Source organism: Lysinibacillus sp. FSL M8-0355 (assembly GCF_038008985.1).
Classification (GTDB): domain Bacteria; phylum Bacillota; class Bacilli; order Bacillales_A; family Planococcaceae; genus Lysinibacillus; species Lysinibacillus fusiformis_D.
In genome coordinates this window covers 3,694,751-3,714,010 of record NZ_JBBPAI010000001.1, presented here as the reverse complement: position 1 = coordinate 3,714,010, position 19,260 = coordinate 3,694,751, and the positions used below count along the sequence as shown (strand labels likewise).

The window sequence follows — 19,260 nt, the reverse complement described above, 5'->3', positions numbered from 1 at the left end:
TTAAAGGACCTTTAGCTCAGTTGGTTAGAGCAGACGGCTCATAACCGTCCGGTCGCAGGTTCGAGTCCTGCAAGGTCCACCATTTATATATTGCAACGGAGGTATACCCAAGTCTGGCTGAAGGGATCGGTCTTGAAAACCGACAGGCGGGTAACACCGCGCGGGGGTTCGAATCCCTCTACCTCCTCCAGTTTTAAATCTTTATAAATGGTGCTTTAAAAACTCGAAACAGTATAAAATTATCGCGGGGTGGAGCAGTGGTAGCTCGTCGGGCTCATAACCCGAAGGTCGTTGGTTCAAATCCGGCCCCCGCAACCAAATGGTCCCGTGGTGTAGCGGTTAACATGCCTGCCTGTCACGCAGGAGATCGCCGGTTCGATCCCGGTCGGGACCGCCATTATTTTCATAAGAAGATATGATAAGCAAAAGAAAATAAGCTTAGCATGGACGAAATGGGTCAGTAGCTCAGTTGGTAGAGCATTAGATTGAAGCTCTAAGTGTCGGCGGTTCGATTCCGTCCTGACCCACCATTTATGCGGGTGTAGTTTAATGGTAAAACCTCAGCCTTCCAAGCTGATGTCGTGGGTTCGATTCCCATCACCCGCTCCAAGGGCCTATAGCTCAGCTGGTTAGAGCGCACGCCTGATAAGCGTGAGGTCGATGGTTCGAGTCCATTTAGGCCCATTATTATTCCGAAGTAGCTCAGTTGGTAGTAGCACCTGACTGTTAATCAGGTTGTCGCAGGTTCGAGTCCTGCCTTCGGAGCCATTTTTATGTGGGGAAGTACTCAAGAGGCTGAAGAGGCGCCCCTGCTAAGGGTGTAGGTCGGGTAACCGGCGCGAGGGTTCAAATCCCTCCTTCTCCGCCATTGGCCCGTTGGTCAAGTGGTTAAGACACCGCCCTTTCACGGCGGTAACACGGGTTCGAATCCCGTACGGGTCATACTAAAAAACAGTAAATGCATACGCATCTACTGTTTTTTCATATTCATAGATATAAATATCACTCTTGATTCAATGCATTTTCATCCATATAAACTACTTCCCAGATATGCCCATCTACATCCTGAAATCCCCAGCCATACATAAACCCATGATCTTGGGGTTCACTATAAGATTTACCACCGGAGGCCAGTGCCTTATTTACTAATTGATCTACTTGCTCTCGATTTTCAGCAGATAGACATAAAATTGCTTCTGCAGACGTAGTAGTATTTGTAATTTCCTTCTTACTAAACCCTTTGAATCGTTCTTCCACCATCATTAATGCGAAGATATTTTCACTAATAATCATTGAGGCTGTAGTCTCATCGCTAAATTGTTGATTGAACTCAAAACCTAGTTCCTTAAAGAAGTTGATGGATTTGTTTAGATCTTTCACTGGTAAATTGATAAAAATATTTTTCGATTGAAAAGCCATTTATTTTCACCTCCAAATCGACAGTAGCATAGAGCATAAAGCCATGTCAATTTCAGCAATAGATGGATATTCTTTGATTGGATCAATGATGATGCATTTGAAAATGGCAGTTGTTTAAGCTATTCAAAATAGATGTTATATGAACATAAAAAGCAGAGACGTTTTTTTACACCATCTCTGCTTTTAAAGCAACCTAATTATCCTCGTGCTAGCATTCTTTCGAGAGAGCTAAGTGCTTCAGCTGTAGTATATTCATCTACTTGGATACGGTTATGTGGTTGCCCCTGCTCAATACTTTCTAAGCTCCACAACAGATGGGGAAGGTCAATGCGATTCATTGTTAAGCAAGGACAAAAATTTTCATTTAAAGAGATAATATGTTTATCTAGATGCTGCTTCATTATGCGATTGACAAGGTTCATTTCTGTTCCAATAGCCCATGCCGATCCGCTTGGTGCACGATTGATTGTCTCAATGATGTATTTTGTGGAACCTGCATCATCGGCAGCTGCTACAACTTCACGACTGCATTCAGGGTGAACAATAATTTGCATAGTTGGATGTTCTTTGCGAACAACCTCCGTATGGTGAACCGTAAATCCTTCATGTACAGAGCAATGACCTTTCCATAGAATAACCTGAATGTTCTCAAGCGGCTCATTTGTTTCAAGCATATTCTTATGGGGATTCCAAACAGCCATATTTTTAAGTGGAATACCTAAATCATAGGCAGTATTTCTTCCTAAATGTTGGTCAGGTAAAAAGAAAATACGCTGTTTTTGTGTAAATGCCCATTGAACAAGCTCCTTAGCATTCGATGAAGTGACACAGGCACCACCATGTCTTCCCGTAAAGGCTTTAATGGCAGCAGTTGAATTGACATAAGTTAGCGGGATAATTGTATCACCAAAGAGTTGCTGAAGAATCGGCCATGCTTGTTCTGTTTGATAAATATCAGCCATATCAGCCATTGAACAACCTGCACGCATATCTGGTAAATAGACATGTTGCTGTTTCGTTGTCAGCATATCAGCAGTTTCAGCCATAAAATGCACACCGCAAAATACAATATGCTCAGCTTCTTTGTTTGCGGCAGATAATTGAGCTAACTGTAGGGAATCACCAGTTGCATCTGCAAATTGAATGACTTCATCTTTTTGATAATGATGTCCTGGTATAAATAGTTTAGATCCTAATTTTTGCTTTATTGATAAAATACGAGATTCCATTTCCTTTACGGATAATGCCCGGTAATGCTCTGGAAGTAGTGTCGTTTGTTGTAATAAACTAGTTATGGACAAGGGAATGATCTCCTTTCATTTGAACGAGTGCACTAATGTCAAAGGCTTTAACGGAATGCGTTAATGAACCAAGTGAAATAAACTGAACACCTGATTGTGCATAGGCCTTTAAATTTTCAAGTGTGATGCCTCCTGATGCCTCTGTCACAATAGAAGAAGGGACAGTGAGAAGCCATGCTCGTATTTCTTCTGGACTACGGTTATCAAACATAATAATATCTGCTCCAGCAATGATGGCTTCTTCTAGCTGGTCCTTTGTTTCAATTTCCACTTCGATTTTTACAGTATGACCGACTTTTGCTCTAGCGGCCTGAACAGCTTTTGTAATGCTACCAGCAAAGGCAATGTGGTTATCCTTTAGCATGATGGCATCATACAGGCCATTACGATGATTAAAGCCACCACCGATTCTAACAGCATATTTATCCAACATACGCAATCCAGGCATGGTTTTACGCGTATCACATATTTTCGCATGCGTACCAGCTGTTTCTCGAACGGCATGATGGGTCGCTGTCGCAATAGCGGACATACGCTGAATAAGATTTAATATAACGCGCTCACCTATTAATAATTTTTGTAAGGGTCCCTTTACCACAGCAAGCACATCACCAGTCTTTACTGTCTCTCCATCTTTTTTTAGAAGTTGGATTTTTATTGATCGATCGAGTAAGTGAAAGCCATACTCAATAATGAGTGCCCCGCAGAAAACCCCATTTTCTTTAGCATAAAAAGAAAAAGATCCCTGCTGTTCAGCTGAAAAGATATATTCACTCGATAAATCCCCATCACCTAAATCCTCATTAAAAAATTGCTTGAGCATTTCCTCGAGTTTGATGATATTCATACAATGAGTTCCTCACTTTCATTTGGCCTTGCGAAAAAATAATCCAACGACTTGCCCAGTGTGCGTCCATTTCTAATTTATCCGTACGAATGTGAGCACCACGTGTTTCCGTTCGTGTAATTGCAGCATGTGCCATTAATGTTGCGACAACATGCATCATAAATAGTTCCAATTCAGCTTGTTCTAGACCCTTTAGATTCGTATAAAGAAGTGATTGTAAGGAGGGTAATTGCTGAATAAAATGCTGCAAGTCATTAACGTTTCGCACGATGCCTAAAGACTGCATCATGTATTGCTGTAACTGCTGTTTGCTAAATAAAGATGGCATTATTTCAGCACATTGATGGTGGTTATGTGTGAAATTTTTTTGATGGCAACCATGTTGAATGATGAACTGAGCCATTCTTTGCCCAAACGTAATACCTTCCAATAGGGAGTTACTTGCTAAACGGTTCGCACCATGGACACCTGTACAGGCAACTTCCCCCACTGCATATAGATTAGGTATAGTGGTTCTTCCTTTGTCATCAGCAATAACGCCCCCCATTAAGAAATGACTTCCTGGAGCTACAGGAATTAAGCCATCTTGTAAATAAACTTGATTGTCATAGCAAAGCTGAGCAATTGTTGGGAATTTCACTTCAAAATTTTGAATGTTAGTAATATCAATAAACGTCTCCTCACCAGCAGCACGTTTTTTAAAAAGTGCAAGTGCCGTAATATGTCTTGGTGCTAAGTCAAGTTGGGCATGTAAGCCTGTCATAATGGGCTGACGCTGTGCATCGACAAAGATGCCACCAGCACCTCGAACAGCTTCGGAAACTAATCCCTTCGCCTCATTTTCACACCAAAGCAGACTAGGGTGGAACTGCATAAATTCCATATCACTGATGGCAGCACCTGCGCGAAATGCTAACGCGATGCCGTCACCTGTATTGGTTGGATAATTAGATGTGCTTGAATAGAGTGCACCTGCACCACCTGTCGCTAAAATGACATGATGGGCCAAATAGCGTGTAATGCCTTTCTGTCCTTTGGTAAGTGCGCCTATGCAGTCACCATCTGTATTCCGTAAAAGCTCATAAGCCATTTCATAGCAATTCACCTTTGTTTTAGGCGAAAGTTTATGAAGTAAGTAATCTATGAAAATTTGACCAGTACGATCACCACCTGCATGTAGAATACGATGATGACTATGTGCCCCTTCGAGTCCTAGAGCCGGTTTTCCATCAACATGACGATCGATAGGGAGACCAGTCTTTAAATATTTCTGCATGATTTTAGTGCCATCTTCTATGAGTGTAGTAACATGTTTTTTCTCGTGATGATATTCTCCAGCTTTCAATGTATCAGCAATGTGGTGTTCAATATGATCTTTCTCACTTGTAACAGCAGCGATGCCACCTTGTGCACGATAAGAACTACTCATATAAAGAGATGATTTTGTAACAATTTGTACTTGAAAATGTTCTTCGAGCAGTAAAGCAGCTTGAAGTGCAGCAATTCCACTGCCGATTATAAGGACATCTGTCTTTACATCCATAGTTATACCCTCTTTACAGTTGTCTTGACACTTATCTTTACATAAAATAAAAAAGAAAACAAGACTTGATGAACTAGAGAGGGAGAAGACAATGATTTATATGGATTATGCTGCGACATCACCGATGACGAAGGAGGCTCTTGCAGCTTATGTAGAGGTAGCACAGCGTTATTATGGAAATAGTGCAAGTCTTCATGATTTAGGAGGACAAGCCTATTATTTTGCCCAGCAATCAAGAGAGGTTGTAGCCAATGCTTTAGGCGTAAATAGTGACGGTATTATTTTTACAGGGAGCGGGACAGAAGGAAATATCCTGGCTATCTTGTCATTAGCGCTGGCCTCTAAAAAAGGAAAACACATTATTGCATCTCAAGCTGAGCATACGTCTGTGCATGCAGCGTTGAATACACTTGAGAAAATGGGTTTTAGGGTGACAAAATTGCCTTTACAGATGGATGGATGTATTGACCTTGAACAATTACAACAAGCAATCCGCAAAGATACGGCTTTGATTACAATTCAACATGTCAATTCTGAAATTGGTGCTATTCAGCCTGTAGAGAAAATAATAGAGATGGCTAAAAAATCTGATGTTTTCAGTCATATTGACTGTGTACAATCATTTGGGAAGCTTGCTATACCAAGTGGAGTAGATGCCATTACAATCTCAGCTCATAAAATAGGTGGACCAAAGGGGTGTGGTGCTGTCTATCTGAATCCTGCGCTCCGAGTACCTGCCTTAACACCGGGTGTAACTCATGAGAGGGGTTTAAGAGGCGGTACATTAGATACACCAGCAATTGTAGCCTTTGCGGCAGCAATTGAAAACTATCAATATGAAAGACAATATTATGAGACTTTAAGAAGATTTTTGAAGAACAATTTGCCTGAAACATGCCAATTAATAGAATGTAACCAACAATTGCCTAATATTTGTGGCGTAATGATGGATAAAATAGAGGGGCAATATGTTCTTTTAAAGTTAAATGAGGCAGGAATCTGTATTTCGACGGGGAGTGCATGTGATATTCATAGTGAATCTGGAACGAAAGCTATTTTATCAATGGGTTACTCTTTGGAAGCAGCACGCCAATTTTTTAGACTATCTTTTGGAGCTTCCACAACATTTGAAGAAATTCTAAGATTAAAACAAGAGCTTTTAACTATTTAATGAATAACAAGTGAAGGGTTTTCTATACCCTTTCCTTGTTTTGAAATAGATTATAAGCTAAGAAAATAGGTGAAATAAAATAATTGTTTTCTTTTGAAACAACAATTGTTATAATATTTTGCAGGGCAATATTTTCTCTTACTTAGCAAAAATAACTTCAAAAAGTAATAATTTCTTTTTTTTATAAAAAAGTATTGCACAATGTGAGAAAACGTTATACAATAATTCTTGTCTTGAAGGACAGGTAAACAACTTCAAAACAAGATACATAAAGAAACTTCTGCTAAGAACGCAACATCCATGTTGCAACGCAGAAGCCAGCACATCCATGTGCAAGTCTAGTGATGATGGCAAAGAGGTCACACCCGTTCCCATACCGAACACGGAAGTTAAGCTCTTTAGCGCCGATGGTAGTTGGGGGCTTCCCCCTGTGAGAGTAGGACGTCGCTAGGCATAGTACCCAGGAGGATTAGCTCAGCTGGGAGAGCATCTGCCTTACAAGCAGAGGGTCGGCGGTTCGAGCCCGTCATCCTCCACCATATGCCGGTTTAGCTCAGCAGGTAGAGCAACTGACTTGTAATCAGTAGGTCGTGGGTTCGATTCCTATAGCCGGCACCATTTTTAGAGCCATTAGCTCAGTTGGTAGAGCATCTGACTTTTAATCAGAGGGTCGAAGGTTCGAGTCCTTCATGGCTCACCATTTTTAAATAATAATAAGCGGGTGTGGCGGAATTGGCAGACGCACTAGACTTAGGATCTAGCGCCGCAAGGCGTGGGGGTTCGACTCCCTTCACCCGCACCATTATTTCATTGCCAGATAAAAAAACTTATGCACATGCGGAAGTAGTTCAGTGGTAGAACACCACCTTGCCAAGGTGGGGGTCGCGAGTTCGAACCTCGTCTTCCGCTCCAAATGTGCCGGGGTGGCGGAACTGGCAGACGCACAGGACTTAAAATCCTGCGGTAGGTGACTACCGTACCGGTTCGATTCCGGTCCTCGGCACCATTTTTAATGCGCCCGTAGCTCAATTGGATAGAGCGTCTGACTACGGATCAGAAGGTTATGGGTTCGACTCCTGTCGGGCGCGCCAAAAAGAACGGGAAGTAGCTCAGCTTGGTAGAGCACTTGGTTTGGGACCAAGGGGTCGCAGGTTCGAATCCTGTCTTCCCGACCATTTCCAAAGAAATTATGGGGCCTTAGCTCAGCTGGGAGAGCGCCTGCCTTGCACGCAGGAGGTCAGCGGTTCGATCCCGCTAGGCTCCACCACCATAATAAATTAACCAGTATAAAGATCCTGGCGGCGTAGCTCAGCTGGCTAGAGCGTACGGTTCATACCCGTAAGGTCGGGGGTTCGATCCCCTCTGCCGCCATCTTAAAGGACCTTTAGCTCAGTTGGTTAGAGCAGACGGCTCATAACCGTCCGGTCGCAGGTTCGAGTCCTGCAAGGTCCACCATTTATATATTGCAACGGAGGTATACCCAAGTCTGGCTGAAGGGATCGGTCTTGAAAACCGACAGGCGGGTAACACCGCGCGGGGGTTCGAATCCCTCTACCTCCTCCAGTTTTAAATCTTTATAAATGGTGCTTTAAAAACTCGAAACAGTATAAAATTATCGCGGGGTGGAGCAGTGGTAGCTCGTCGGGCTCATAACCCGAAGGTCGTTGGTTCAAATCCGGCCCCCGCAACCAAATGGTCCCGTGGTGTAGCGGTTAACATGCCTGCCTGTCACGCAGGAGATCGCCGGTTCGATCCCGGTCGGGACCGCCATTATTTTCATAAGAAGATATGATAAGCAAAAGAAAATAAGCTTAGCATGGACGAAATGGGTCAGTAGCTCAGTTGGTAGAGCATTAGATTGAAGCTCTAAGTGTCGGCGGTTCGATTCCGTCCTGACCCACCATTTATGCGGGTGTAGTTTAATGGTAAAACCTCAGCCTTCCAAGCTGATGTCGTGGGTTCGATTCCCATCACCCGCTCCAAGGGCCTATAGCTCAGCTGGTTAGAGCGCACGCCTGATAAGCGTGAGGTCGATGGTTCGAGTCCATTTAGGCCCATTATTATTCCGAAGTAGCTCAGTTGGTAGTAGCACCTGACTGTTAATCAGGTTGTCGCAGGTTCGAGTCCTGCCTTCGGAGCCATTTTTATGTGGGGAAGTACTCAAGAGGCTGAAGAGGCGCCCCTGCTAAGGGTGTAGGTCGGGTAACCGGCGCGAGGGTTCAAATCCCTCCTTCTCCGCCATTGGCCCGTTGGTCAAGTGGTTAAGACACCGCCCTTTCACGGCGGTAACACGGGTTCGAATCCCGTACGGGTCATACTAAGTGCAGTAGATGAATTACATCTACTGCACTTTTTAATTGATTTGATAACATAGTTACTATAAAAATGAAGCCTTCACAGAACATCGAATCTGTGAAGGCTTGTTAATTATATAGGAAGTTAAGAAATTTTTCTCTCTTTTCCGTAGGGGATCATAAACGCATAACAAGGAACTTAGACAAATGTAAGTTCTGTATTGTATAATTTTGTATTTTGGAGCTAGATGGACTAAGCTAATGATAGAGGAGGGATAGGAATGAATGAAAAATTAAAGTGGGTGCACAATCAGCTGGACAAAGCAAATGAAGGAACAGCTTTACTGCCATATTTTACATTGGAACAAGTAAAGAAAGTGGGGCAATTCCTACGTACATATGAGCAATTTGAAAAGACACCTCTCCATCATCTTGATTCACTTGCTTCATGGATGGGTGTAGAAAAAATCTTGGTAAAAGACGAATCCTATCGATTTGGCTTAAACGCATTTAAAGTATTAGGCGGAGTTTATGCAATTGCGCAGTATGTTGCCAATAGACTCCAGAAAAATATAGAGGAACTATCGTTTGAACAATTAAAATCATCAGAAGTAAAAGCGCAGGTAGGAAATTTAACCTTTATTTCAACAACAGATGGTAACCATGGTCGTGGTGTGGCATGGGCGGCTCGTGAACTAGGGTATCAAGCGCGAATATATATGCCAGCTGGCAGTGCCGATGAACGTTTACAGCATATTAAAAAAGAAGGAGCCTATGCTGAAATAACGACAATGAATTATGATGAAACCGTGCGTTATACCTCGCAGCTAGCACAAGAAAATGGCTGGGTCCTGATTCAGGATACGATGTGGGATGGCTACGAAGAAATACCATTATGGATTATGCAAGGCTACACAACACTTGTACATGAAATCGTTGAACAGATGCAGCAAGCTCCGACACATGTATTTTTACAAGCTGGTGTTGGGTCATTTGCAGGGGCAGTAGTAGCTTTTTTACAACAATATTATGAGCAGGATATTACATTTGTGTTAGTTGAGCCACATGTTGCTAATTGTTATTATGAGAGCTTTAAGGCAGGTACTGAGCAATATGTAACTGTTGGTGGAGAGATGAAAACCATAATGGCAGGCCTTGCTTGCGGTGAACCTAATCCACAGGCTTGGCAACTTTTAAAAGCCCATATAAAAATAAGCATCTCCTGTGGGGAAGAAATAGCAGCAACAGGAATGCGCGTTCTTGCAAATCCATTGGCTTCAGACTCACGTATTATAGCAGGAGAATCAGGAGCGGCTCCGTTTGGTTGCTTTTATGAATTAATGACTAATGAACACTACAAAGATTTAATACTCGACCTACAGCTAGACGAACATGCGAGGGTGTTGTTTATTAATACAGAGGGTGACACAGATAAAAAGAATTATCATCACATAGTGTGGCATGGGAAATATGCGAATCAATGAACAGTAAGATAGCTGGATCATTTTTAAACTACCAAAACAATGCAGAAGAAACGAACTATTGCGAAATAAGAGTATCTCGCGATAGTTTATTTTTTCCTTGCTTATTTTACGATTGTAAAAGACCTTATTAGTGAATAGTAATATGGGCAATTTTAAAAGCACCATAATCATCTATTGTAACAGTATAGGTCTTATAGCAATCATAGAATTGATAATTTTCTTATGCATCATAAAAATCACACGTTTCGTTCATATCCACATAGTATTGACCATTTGAAAATTGTACATCTAATACCCCATTGTTTTAAATAGAAGTAATATGTAATTTCATTCTCTAATTCTTGATAAGCTGAACTGCCAAGTGCAAGCATATCAGCAATCCAATAAAAATCACCCTCATTGAGTGCCATCTCATAATACAAACGGAATGCTTACACGAATTGACCAGCTAGTATAGCGTCTGCTTCGTTAGTGGATTCTGTTTCAATAATAGATAGTTGACTGTTTTCATAAACATTCGCAACAGCACGAACTTCATTTGCTGAAAGTGGCTTAGCAATCCATCCAAATTGGTCAAGCATACTGTAAAGAGGGATGGAGAAGGCAAAGTTAGTACTTGTTTTGTATGACTCTTATGGTGACAATTTGGGCACTTCATCCTATCACGTTCCTGTGAAATATTTATTATTCATATCGGCTTATAAAAACTCGGATTATAGATTTTTATGAAATTATATATTCTGAAAGGCTGATTATAGTTCGATTAATATTTTTTATTTTGTCTTGACCTTAACGTTGCGTCAAAGTTTACAGTAGCATTAAAGGAGGTGAGCACATGGAATATTCCATTCAGGAGCTTGCTCAATTGTCGGGTGTTAGCACGAGAACATTGCGTTATTATGATGAAATTGGGTTGCTGAAGCCAGCCAGAACAAATGAGGCAGGGTATCGATTCTATGGCCAATTGGAGGTCGATATGCTACAGCAGATTTTATTTTATCGTGCATTAGATATGAAACTTGCGACGATTCAAGCGATTATTAAGGCGCCAAATTTTCAACATGCAGAGGCGCTAAAAACACATAGAGCAGCTTTGCTTCAACGCCAGGAACAGCTTGTAACAATCTTACAGACGGTAGAAAAAACAATACAATCCATTGAGGGGGAACAACCGATGTCCAATGAAGAAAAATTTAAAGGTTTTAAAGAAAGGTTAATCGAAGATAATGAAAAGCAATACGGACAAGAAATTCGTGCGAAATATGGAGAAGGCACAGTGGATGCTTCGAATGCTAAGCTTATGAATATGACAGAGCAACAATATCAGGCGATGCAAGAGCTAGAACAGCAAATGTTTGAGCGGTTAGCAGAGGCTATGGAGCTCGGGAATCCTACAAGTGACATTGCGATGGAAGTGGCAGAATTGCATAAACGCTGGCTAAGCTTTACATGGAATGAATATTCTCAAGAGGCCCATGCAGGACTTGCACAAATGTATATAGCTGACGAACGATTTACGGCTTATTATGATGAGCGAGGTGCAATGGGAACTGCACAATTTTTACACGATGCAATCATAGCTTACACGAGTAAATAAATAGGTCTTCCTTATGCTGACATGTTTTAGAAATCGTAAATTGGGAAAAAATGAAGGCATGAGGAGGAGATTTTTTTGGATCAACAAGTAATGCAACAATTAAAAAGACAACTAGAGCAAGAATTGCAAGAAATTGAACGACGATTAGAGGAATCAGAGCGTCCCCAAGCGACAGAGCTATCTAATTATGATAATCATCCTGCTGATAATGCGAGTGATTTAACGGATCAGCTAACAGAAATGGCTATGGATGAGCATCTTGGCGACAATGCGGAGGAAATTAAAAAAGCTCTTCAAGCAATGGCAGACGGAACATATGGTAAATGTGTGGTCTGTGGTGAAGACATTCCATTAGGACGTTTAGAGGCTATGCCGCAAGCTCTGACATGCGTGGAGCATGCAGAACAGAAAGAAGAAAATTTACGACCGGTGGAAGAAGATGTACTATCTTCAACACCAAGATCTGATGATTTTATTGAACTTGAGGAATTTGGCTCTTCCGATACACCGCAAGATAAAATTTAGTCAGTTTTTCCTCGTGAAAGCAGTATAATAGCTGTAGAGGTGAGGATATGAAGATTATTGATTTACATTGTGATGCGCTTTTAAAATTAACAACTCTTGAAACGGCAAATTTTGCAGAGGATGAGCGTCTTCATACCAATCAAAAAAGACTGCAATTAGGGCAAATAGAGGCTCAAGTATTCGCCATCTTTATTGACCCAGAAATCCCACAAAATCTGCAATTTCTTGAGGTCATGCGCCAAATTGAAGCATTTCATACCCATGTTTTACAAACAGAGGGCATGGTGCATATAACAGATTGGGCGCAGTTAGACCGAATAGCTCCACATGAGATAGGAGCTGTTTTAAGCTTAGAGGGCTGCAATGCCATTGGTGATGATTTAGCAAAACTGACAGCCGTACTAGATGCTGGTGTAAAATTAGTAGGCTTAACATGGAATGAAGAAAATGCTGTTGCACATGGAGCTGAACAGGATGCAAGTTTAGGATTGAAGCCGTTTGGTCAAGAAGTTATACAATTACTAAATGAGCGAGATATTATTATTGATGTCTCTCATCTGAATGAACAAAGCTTTTGGGACGTGTTGCCTTTAGCGAAGCATATTCTTGCAAGTCATAGTAATGCACGTACACTATGTGACCACCCACGTAATTTAACGGATGCCCAAGCAAAGGCGCTTGTAGAACATGGGGGACATATCCATGTAGTTTACTTCCCACCCTTCATTGGTAAAGATGCAACACTAGAACATTTAGTGGATCATGTGGAGCATTTAGCAAAATTAGTAGGTGTCGAGCACATAGGATTAGGTTCAGATTTCGATGGGATTGATAGGACTGTCAAAGGCTTAGCGCATGCAGGAGAAGCACAAAATTTAGTAGAGGCACTACGCTCACGTTTTTCAGCCGAAGAAGTGCATGGTATCGCAAGTCAAAATTTCAGACGTTATATAAAAAAAGCAGCAACCCGTTAAGGCTGCCGCATTTTTAATAAAAGAAATAATAAATTAATAAACCGATTCCTAATAGGAAGCCGAAGAATGTATTCGTTTGTGCTGTATATTTCATCGCAGGCATTACTTCTTTGGCTTCTTTTTTGTCTCGGAAAATTTGAATAGCACGTAATGGTTTTGGAATACTTAGGAAAATAATTAATGCCCAAAAAGTAATGCCATCAACTGCTACAAGGGCGATTACCCATAAATACGAGACGATAAAAAAGCCAGATAACACAGAAATCGCATTATCGCGTCCTACTAAAATAGCCAATGTTTTTCGTCCACCTTCTGTATCGCCAACAATATCACGGATATTGTTCGATAACATAATAGCACCGACTAAAATCATGCTTGGCACAGACAGCAATACAGCATCGAGTGTCACTGTAAGCGTTTGAATATAGAAGGCGATTAACACAATGCCCATGCCCATTACTGCCCCAGAAACAATTTCTCCAAATGGGGAATAGGCGATTGGATAAGGTCCACCTGTATATAAGAAACCAATAAGCATACAAACAAGCCCTACAGCTGCTAACCACCAAGATGTTGAGGCACATATGTAAATGCCAAGAAGCATAGCAATGGCATAGAAGCTTAACGCAATCAACATAATTGTTTTCGGCTGTACACCATGACGGACAATCGTTCCGCCAATTCCGACAGAATGCTCGTTATCTAATCCTAATTTGTAATCATAATATTCATTGAACATATTCGTTGCTGCTTGAATAAGCATACTTGCAATGAGCATAGCAAAAAATAGTCCAAAATCAATTGTTTCTTTTTCAATTGCTAGAGCAATTGCTGTCCCAAGAAATACGGGAACAAATGAAGCGGTTAAAGTATGTGGACGTGTTAAATGCCACCAAACTTTCAAACCCCTATCAGCTTCAATGACTTTGGTCATAAGGTCTTTCTCTCCTTCAAATGTTGTCGACTCTTCTTATTTTAAACGAAGAATGAGAAAATGGGTAGGTTCACAGCTTATTACATACTGTTTAATGAAAAAAAATGATACAATAGAACATGCATTTATGAACTGAAAATAAATAAGAATGATTAGCAACAGTACGAATAACAGTGTTGCCAACCAAAAAAATGATGTATTTTAATCATCATTGATTATGAACATTGCAGCAACGGAGGTAATTTTCATGCAACAGAAGTGGTACCAATCCACAGAGGTAGAAGTGGACTCTTTGGGCCAAAGCCTTCATTTTTATATGGAAACAATTGAAGTAAGTCGCTTATCTGCACTGGCATTCTATGCAGCAGGCGAAGAGTGTTATAAAGGTGAACGATTTTATTGGCAAAATAGAGAAAAAACAATGACATTAGTTGGGCTAGGACATGCTCATACTATTCAAAACAATGCTCAACATGAACGTTTCGATGCTGTGGAAGCAGAATGGAAAAACTTAACGAAAAACTGTCCAAAAGGACAAAGTGAGTTACAGCCTATTTTGTTTGGTGGTTTTACATTTGATCCGCAAAATAATGTTGATGGAGAATGGACGGATTTTCCTGAGGCTTATTTTGCATTAGCAACATTTCAACTTGTGATTCGTGATGATAAAGCATACGTGAGTATTCATCTGTTGACACAAGATCCTCAGCCTGAAGATCAGCTAGAAGCATTGAGAAAAGAGCGAGATCATTTGATTCATGCAGCCCAGGTTAAAGAAGTGAAAACGTATACAAAACCTGATATCACGAATTATTTCGAACCCTATAAGGAACCTTATTTAGCCTCGATTGACCAAGTGACAGCATTAATCAAACAGAAAAAAGCGGATAAAGTAGTTATTGCACGCTCACTTGCATTGCAATTTAAAGAGGATGTATCTGCACCACAAGTACTCTCTCAAATTATTCATGAGCAGCCAGAAAGCTATTTATTCGGTTTAGAGCATAAAGATTTATTGTTTTTTGGTGCATCACCTGAACGCCTTGTAAAAGTAGAAGAGGGTCGTGCGTTTTCTTCTTGCATTGCTGGCTCGATTAAACGAGGCAAGACGGCAGAGGAAGATGAGACTTATGGACAAAGTTTATTAAATGATCCGAAAAATAGTGGTGAACATCAATATGTTGTCGATATGATTGTGGATACTTTCCGTGAAAATTGCGTGGACATGACAGTGCCAGATAGACCACGCCTATTAAAAATTCGTGATATTCAACATCTATATACACCTGTAGAAGGTCAGTTAAATCAGAACGCTACAATTTTACAATTGACAAAATCATTACATCCTACACCAGCTTTAGGTGGTGTACCACGCAAAGAAGCATTGACAGCCATTCGTAAGTATGAGCCGATGAATCGTGGTCTGTATGCCGCGCCAATTGGCTGGCTAGATGTTGAAGGTAATGGTGAATTTGCAGTTGCGATACGTTCAGCTGCATTACTAAGTGATAAAGCTTATTTATATGCAGGTGGAGGGATCGTAGCAGATTCAGAACCACAAGCTGAATATGAAGAAACATTAGTGAAATTCCGTCCAATGCTTCGTGCGCTAGGGGGACGATTACATGAGTGAACGAAAAAGATTAACAGATTATGTTTATAAAATGGTTGCATCGTTAGTACAAGCCGGCGTAGAAAATGTTGTTGTCAGTCCAGGCTCACGTTCCACTCCTCTTGCCTATGCAGTTGCTTCAACGAAAGAAGTAAACATGTATCGTCAAGTAGATGAACGCTCAGCTGCATTTTTTGCGTTAGGCCTGGCTAAGGCTACTGCAAAACCTGTTGTCCTCTTATGTACATCTGGTACAGCAGCAGCAAACTATTTTCCTGCGATTGTAGAAGCAAGCTATGCACGAGTTCCATTGATTGTCTTAACGGCAGATCGCCCTCATGAATTACGTGAGGTAGGTGCACCACAGGCTATCAATCAGCTTAATTTATATGGTTCACATGTGAAATGGAGTGTAGATTTTCCGTTAGCAGATGGGGCTGATCCGACATTACCTTTGATTGAGCGTCACCTTGCTCGTGCGGTAGCGATTGCCACAAGCGCACCATTTGGACCAGTACATATTAATGTACCTTTCCGCGAACCGTTATTAATTGATTTACAGCATGAACTGCCAACAGTAACATTCAAACATAGCAGTATGGGACAACTAACCCCAACGTTGGCTAATCAGCAGGAGCTTTCCTCTATACTACAATTGACTAAAAGAGGCTTTATTATAATTGGGGAATTAGCGCTTGGCACGGACTTATCCATCGTTTGGGAATTTGTCCGTCAGCTCAAGTGGCCAGTCCTTGTTGAAAGCTTATCGAATATGCGTGCATCTGTACCAGAGGATTGTTTACCATATATCGTAACAACCTATGATGCCATTATGAAAAGCGAGGACTTTAAAGCACTTGTTCAACCAGATACAGTATTACGTATTGGGGCCCAACCTGTCTCAAAATTTATTATGCAATTCATCACAAAATCACAGCCAAACGCTTATGTGATTATCGATGAAGACCCTATGTTTAGAGATGCTACGGGCGTATCTACGCATTTTATTCATGCTACTATCGGTCAGTGGCTGACACAATTAGCTATCAATGATACAGCCCTTGAAGAAACATACTTAACCAAATGGCAAAATGCGAATGAGCTGGCATCCATTTCTATTGAGCAGTATTCAGAAGTAGAGAAAGATGAAGGCGCTATAGTTAGCCGTTTACTTAAAATGATTCCTGACGGTAGTGATATCTTCGTTAGTAGCAGTATGCCAGTGCGTGATATCGATACATTTTTATTGGCCACACCGAAAGATTTGCGTATTTTTGCCAATCGAGGCACGAATGGAATCGATGGCGTAGTATCAACCGCGATGGGCTTCAGTCAAGGAAATAAACGAGAAACCTATTTGCTGATTGGGGATTTAGCCTTTTTACATGATGTAAATGGATTGATTGCCTCCAGATATCAGAAGTGTAACTTAACCATTCTTGTCATGAATAATGATGGTGGCGGTATTTTTTCTTATTTACCACAGTCAACTGTCGAAGATCATTATGAAGATTTATTTGGCACACCGACTGCACTTGAATTCCGTGACATTGCCCATATGTATGAGATGGACTATGTGCGTGTGGAAACAATCTCCGAGCTTTCAGAGAAATTTTCAACAAAGCAACATCATCCTTTACGTTTGGTTGAAATATTTACCGATAGAACCGAAAATGTTAATGCTCATCGAGCGCTATGGAATCGAATTAATGCGGAGCTAAAAGCATGACAAAATGCATGATTCGAGGACTTGAAACGCATATTGAAATATGGAATGACAATAGTGAACATACACTTGTTGCGTTACATGGATTTACAGGCAGCACGGCTACATGGCACGATCTAGCGCAAGCTCTACCTAATGTTCGTGTTGTTGCCATTGATTTAATTGGTCATGGTCAAACAGCTATTCCAGAGGATATACAGCGTTTCTCCATGGAGGAACAATTACAAGATTTAGAAGAATTATTTTGCCAGCTTCATCTAGAGAAATTTACGTTGTTAGGTTACTCAATGGGAGGAAGAATTGCCTTATCGTATGCTATTGCACACCCAGGCCATATTCAACAGCTTATCTTAGAAAGTGCTTCTCCAGGTTTACGAACAGCAGAAGAACGAAAGGAACGCTGTGAGCGAGATGAAGTACTGGCACAAAAAATAATGGCAAATGGGTTACAATCATTTGTCCATGCTTGGGAGAACATACCTCTTTTTGAAACACAGCATCGTCTCCCTAGAAGCGTACGAGAAACCATTCGAGCAGAAAGACTTTCTCAGAAAGAAGAGGGACTGGCTGGAAGCCTGAGAGGTATTGGAACAGGTGTTCAGCCTTCAAATTGGGAGAGCCTAGCGCAAGTGGAAATACCTGTACTACTCATTACTGGTTCATTGGATGAGAAATTTTGTAAAATTGCACTAGAAATGAAAGCGCTATTAAATACTGTTAGCCATCTTACAGTAAATGACGCTGGACATGCAATTCATGTGGAAAATCCCGCTGAGTTTGCTACAATAGTAGAGGAGTATTTAACGTAATATACTGTTACGTTAGCGCCTCGCTAGTAACGAGACGAATTTATTGATATAGGAGGCAATTCAATGACACGTCAATGGACTACATTACATACTTATGAAGACATTAAGTATGAGTTCTATAACGGTATCGCAAAAATTACGATTAACCGTCCAGAAGTGCGCAATGCATTCCGCCCGAAAACGGTAATGGAAATGATTGACGCATTCTCACGTGCACGCGATGACAAAAATATCGGTGTGATTATTTTAACTGGTGAAGGTGAACATGCTTTCTGCTCAGGCGGAGATCAAAAAGTTCGCGGTCATGGTGGCTACGTAGGCGATGATGAAATCCCACGTCTAAACGTTCTTGATTTACAACGTTTAATTCGTGTAATCCCAAAACCTGTAGTGGCAATGGTTGCAGGCTATGCAATTGGTGGAGGACATGTTTTACATGTTGTCTGTGACTTAACAATTGCTGCTGACAATGCCCGTTTTGGACAAACTGGACCAAAAGTAGGTTCATTTGATGCTGGTTACGGCTCAGGCTATCTTGCTCGTATTATTGGACATAAAAAGGCACGTGAAATTTGGTACCTTTGCCGTCAATACGATGCACAACAAGCACTTGATATGGGCTTAGTCAATACAGTTGTTCCTTATGAGCAATTAGAAGATGAAACCGTTCAATGGTGTGAAGAAATGCTACAAATGTCACCAACAGCACTACGCTTCTTAAAAGCAGCGATGAATGCAGATACTGACGGCTTAGCAGGTCTTCAACAAATGGCTGGTGACGCTACACTTCTTTACTACACTACAGATGAAGCAAAAGAAGGTCGCGACGCATTCAAAGAAAAACGTCAACCAGACTTTGGTCAATTCCCAAGATTCCCTTGATGATGAAAGGATGTAAAGCTCGTATCTTTTTGGAGATACGAGCTTTTTGTATGCATGCAGGAGGAGTGTGGTGGATAGAACGCTCGAAGTTGCGGATAGAACTCAAAATGTGAGGGATAGAGTAGTACTTATAATATGAGAG

Annotated in this window: 14 protein-coding genes, 30 tRNA genes and 1 rRNA gene; 40 read left to right on the top strand and 5 right to left on the bottom strand. The window is 41.2% G+C overall.

Going from position 1 to position 19,260, the window contains the following annotated elements:
• Positions 1-5: 5 nt before the first annotated feature.
• From MKY46_RS18135 to MKY46_RS18090, 10 genes are all read left to right on the top strand, one after another.
• Positions 6-82, top strand: a tRNA-Ile gene (locus tag MKY46_RS18135).
• Between the two features lie 15 nt (positions 83-97).
• Positions 98-190 (top strand) — tRNA-Ser (locus tag MKY46_RS18130).
• A gap of 53 nt (positions 191-243) precedes the next feature.
• Positions 244-318, top strand: a tRNA-Met gene (locus tag MKY46_RS18125).
• A 3-nt stretch (positions 319-321) separates the two neighbouring features.
• A tRNA-Asp gene (locus tag MKY46_RS18120) sits at positions 322-397 on the top strand.
• Between the two features lie 57 nt (positions 398-454).
• Positions 455-530, top strand: a tRNA-Phe gene (locus tag MKY46_RS18115).
• Between the two features lie 5 nt (positions 531-535).
• A tRNA-Gly gene (locus tag MKY46_RS18110) sits at positions 536-609 on the top strand.
• A gap of 1 nt (position 610) precedes the next feature.
• Positions 611-684: transfer RNA gene (locus MKY46_RS18105), tRNA-Ile, on the top strand.
• A 7-nt stretch (positions 685-691) separates the two neighbouring features.
• A tRNA-Asn gene (locus MKY46_RS18100) sits at positions 692-768 on the top strand.
• Between the two features lie 9 nt (positions 769-777).
• A tRNA-Ser gene (locus tag MKY46_RS18095) sits at positions 778-868 on the top strand.
• Positions 869-870: 2 nt separating this feature from the next.
• Positions 871-942, top strand: a tRNA-Glu gene (locus MKY46_RS18090).
• Positions 943-1,002: 60 nt separating this feature from the next.
• Here MKY46_RS18090 and MKY46_RS18085 read toward each other — a convergent pair.
• The 4 genes from MKY46_RS18085 to nadB all read right to left on the bottom strand — a co-directional run bounded on the left by MKY46_RS18085 (position 1,003) and on the right by nadB (position 5,110).
• A complete protein-coding gene (locus MKY46_RS18085) occupies positions 1,003-1,419 on the bottom strand; it encodes a VOC family protein (protein WP_036124685.1) in 417 nt (138 codons plus the stop codon).
• 197 nt (positions 1,420-1,616) lie between these two features.
• On the bottom strand, positions 1,617-2,720 hold the full coding sequence (nadA, locus tag MKY46_RS18080) for a quinolinate synthase NadA (RefSeq protein ID WP_036124686.1): 1,104 nt from the start codon (positions 2,718-2,720) through the stop codon (positions 1,617-1,619).
• Positions 2,707-3,567, bottom strand: a complete 861-nt coding sequence (gene nadC, locus MKY46_RS18075) for a carboxylating nicotinate-nucleotide diphosphorylase (protein WP_036124688.1) — start codon at positions 3,565-3,567, stop codon at positions 2,707-2,709. Before nadC ends, nadA begins: the two co-directional genes overlap by 14 nt.
• Complete coding sequence (nadB, locus tag MKY46_RS18070) at positions 3,524-5,110, bottom strand: L-aspartate oxidase (protein ID WP_036124689.1); 1,587 nt, start codon at positions 5,108-5,110, stop codon at positions 3,524-3,526. The genes nadC and nadB overlap by 44 nt, the downstream gene beginning before the upstream one ends.
• A gap of 100 nt (positions 5,111-5,210) precedes the next feature.
• Between nadB and MKY46_RS18065 the strand changes: the two genes are divergently transcribed.
• From MKY46_RS18065 to MKY46_RS17940, 26 genes are all read left to right on the top strand, one after another.
• The gene (locus MKY46_RS18065; RefSeq protein WP_051891688.1) at positions 5,211-6,281 is read left to right on the top strand and encodes a cysteine desulfurase family protein; all 1,071 of its coding nucleotides are present in this window, start codon (positions 5,211-5,213) and stop codon (positions 6,279-6,281) included.
• Between the two features lie 337 nt (positions 6,282-6,618).
• Positions 6,619-6,734: ribosomal RNA gene (gene rrf, locus MKY46_RS18060) — 5S ribosomal RNA — on the top strand.
• Between the two features lie 10 nt (positions 6,735-6,744).
• Positions 6,745-6,820: transfer RNA gene (locus MKY46_RS18055), tRNA-Val, on the top strand.
• Positions 6,821-6,823: 3 nt separating this feature from the next.
• Positions 6,824-6,899, top strand: a tRNA-Thr gene (locus MKY46_RS18050).
• Positions 6,900-6,905: 6 nt separating this feature from the next.
• Positions 6,906-6,981, top strand: a tRNA-Lys gene (locus tag MKY46_RS18045).
• 17 nt (positions 6,982-6,998) lie between these two features.
• Positions 6,999-7,083, top strand: a tRNA-Leu gene (locus tag MKY46_RS18040).
• Between the two features lie 35 nt (positions 7,084-7,118).
• A tRNA-Gly gene (locus MKY46_RS18035) sits at positions 7,119-7,193 on the top strand.
• 5 nt (positions 7,194-7,198) lie between these two features.
• A tRNA-Leu gene (locus MKY46_RS18030) sits at positions 7,199-7,287 on the top strand.
• Between the two features lie 8 nt (positions 7,288-7,295).
• Positions 7,296-7,372 (top strand) — tRNA-Arg (locus tag MKY46_RS18025).
• 7 nt (positions 7,373-7,379) lie between these two features.
• Positions 7,380-7,456: transfer RNA gene (locus MKY46_RS18020), tRNA-Pro, on the top strand.
• Between the two features lie 16 nt (positions 7,457-7,472).
• A tRNA-Ala gene (locus MKY46_RS18015) sits at positions 7,473-7,548 on the top strand.
• A gap of 30 nt (positions 7,549-7,578) precedes the next feature.
• Positions 7,579-7,652: transfer RNA gene (locus MKY46_RS18010), tRNA-Met, on the top strand.
• A 7-nt stretch (positions 7,653-7,659) separates the two neighbouring features.
• A tRNA-Ile gene (locus tag MKY46_RS18005) sits at positions 7,660-7,736 on the top strand.
• Positions 7,737-7,751: 15 nt separating this feature from the next.
• Positions 7,752-7,844: transfer RNA gene (locus MKY46_RS18000), tRNA-Ser, on the top strand.
• 53 nt (positions 7,845-7,897) lie between these two features.
• Positions 7,898-7,972, top strand: a tRNA-Met gene (locus MKY46_RS17995).
• Positions 7,973-7,975: 3 nt separating this feature from the next.
• A tRNA-Asp gene (locus tag MKY46_RS17990) sits at positions 7,976-8,051 on the top strand.
• Positions 8,052-8,108: 57 nt separating this feature from the next.
• Positions 8,109-8,184, top strand: a tRNA-Phe gene (locus tag MKY46_RS17985).
• 5 nt (positions 8,185-8,189) lie between these two features.
• Positions 8,190-8,263 (top strand) — tRNA-Gly (locus tag MKY46_RS17980).
• Between the two features lies 1 nt (position 8,264).
• Positions 8,265-8,338, top strand: a tRNA-Ile gene (locus MKY46_RS17975).
• 7 nt (positions 8,339-8,345) lie between these two features.
• Positions 8,346-8,422, top strand: a tRNA-Asn gene (locus MKY46_RS17970).
• 9 nt (positions 8,423-8,431) lie between these two features.
• Positions 8,432-8,522 (top strand) — tRNA-Ser (locus tag MKY46_RS17965).
• Between the two features lie 2 nt (positions 8,523-8,524).
• Positions 8,525-8,596: transfer RNA gene (locus MKY46_RS17960), tRNA-Glu, on the top strand.
• Between the two features lie 260 nt (positions 8,597-8,856).
• Entirely contained in the window at positions 8,857-10,059 is a 1,203-nt protein-coding gene (locus MKY46_RS17955) for a diaminopropionate ammonia-lyase (protein ID WP_036123129.1), read from the top strand.
• Between the two features lie 835 nt (positions 10,060-10,894).
• Complete coding sequence (locus MKY46_RS17950) at positions 10,895-11,656, top strand: MerR family transcriptional regulator (protein ID WP_036123132.1); 762 nt, start codon at positions 10,895-10,897, stop codon at positions 11,654-11,656.
• Between the two features lie 75 nt (positions 11,657-11,731).
• On the top strand, positions 11,732-12,181 hold the full coding sequence (locus MKY46_RS17945; protein WP_340835038.1) for a TraR/DksA C4-type zinc finger protein: 450 nt from the start codon (positions 11,732-11,734) through the stop codon (positions 12,179-12,181).
• Positions 12,182-12,228: 47 nt separating this feature from the next.
• Entirely contained in the window at positions 12,229-13,155 is a 927-nt protein-coding gene (locus tag MKY46_RS17940) for a dipeptidase (RefSeq protein WP_036123139.1), read from the top strand.
• Positions 13,156-13,168: 13 nt separating this feature from the next.
• On the opposite strand, the gene MKY46_RS17935 is transcribed toward MKY46_RS17940, so the two are convergent.
• Positions 13,169-14,089 carry a 1,4-dihydroxy-2-naphthoate polyprenyltransferase gene (locus MKY46_RS17935; protein WP_036123142.1) on the bottom strand — a complete coding sequence of 307 codons (921 nt, stop codon included), beginning with the start codon at positions 14,087-14,089 and terminating at the stop codon, positions 13,169-13,171.
• A gap of 247 nt (positions 14,090-14,336) precedes the next feature.
• Between MKY46_RS17935 and MKY46_RS17930 the strand changes: the two genes are divergently transcribed.
• The 4 genes from MKY46_RS17930 (at position 14,337) to menB (ending at position 19,118) form a co-directional block, all read left to right on the top strand.
• The gene (locus MKY46_RS17930; protein ID WP_036123146.1) at positions 14,337-15,722 is read left to right on the top strand and encodes an isochorismate synthase; all 1,386 of its coding nucleotides are present in this window, start codon (positions 14,337-14,339) and stop codon (positions 15,720-15,722) included.
• The gene (gene menD, locus MKY46_RS17925; RefSeq protein WP_036123149.1) at positions 15,715-17,430 is read left to right on the top strand and encodes a 2-succinyl-5-enolpyruvyl-6-hydroxy-3-cyclohexene-1-carboxylic-acid synthase; all 1,716 of its coding nucleotides are present in this window, start codon (positions 15,715-15,717) and stop codon (positions 17,428-17,430) included. The genes MKY46_RS17930 and menD overlap by 8 nt, the downstream gene beginning before the upstream one ends.
• Positions 17,427-18,236 carry a 2-succinyl-6-hydroxy-2,4-cyclohexadiene-1-carboxylate synthase gene (menH, locus tag MKY46_RS17920; RefSeq protein ID WP_036123152.1) on the top strand — a complete coding sequence of 270 codons (810 nt, stop codon included), beginning with the start codon at positions 17,427-17,429 and terminating at the stop codon, positions 18,234-18,236. The genes menD and menH overlap by 4 nt, the downstream gene beginning before the upstream one ends.
• 63 nt (positions 18,237-18,299) lie before the next feature.
• On the top strand, positions 18,300-19,118 hold the full coding sequence (menB, locus tag MKY46_RS17915; RefSeq protein ID WP_036123154.1) for a 1,4-dihydroxy-2-naphthoyl-CoA synthase: 819 nt from the start codon (positions 18,300-18,302) through the stop codon (positions 19,116-19,118).
• Positions 19,119-19,260 lie beyond the last annotated feature (142 nt).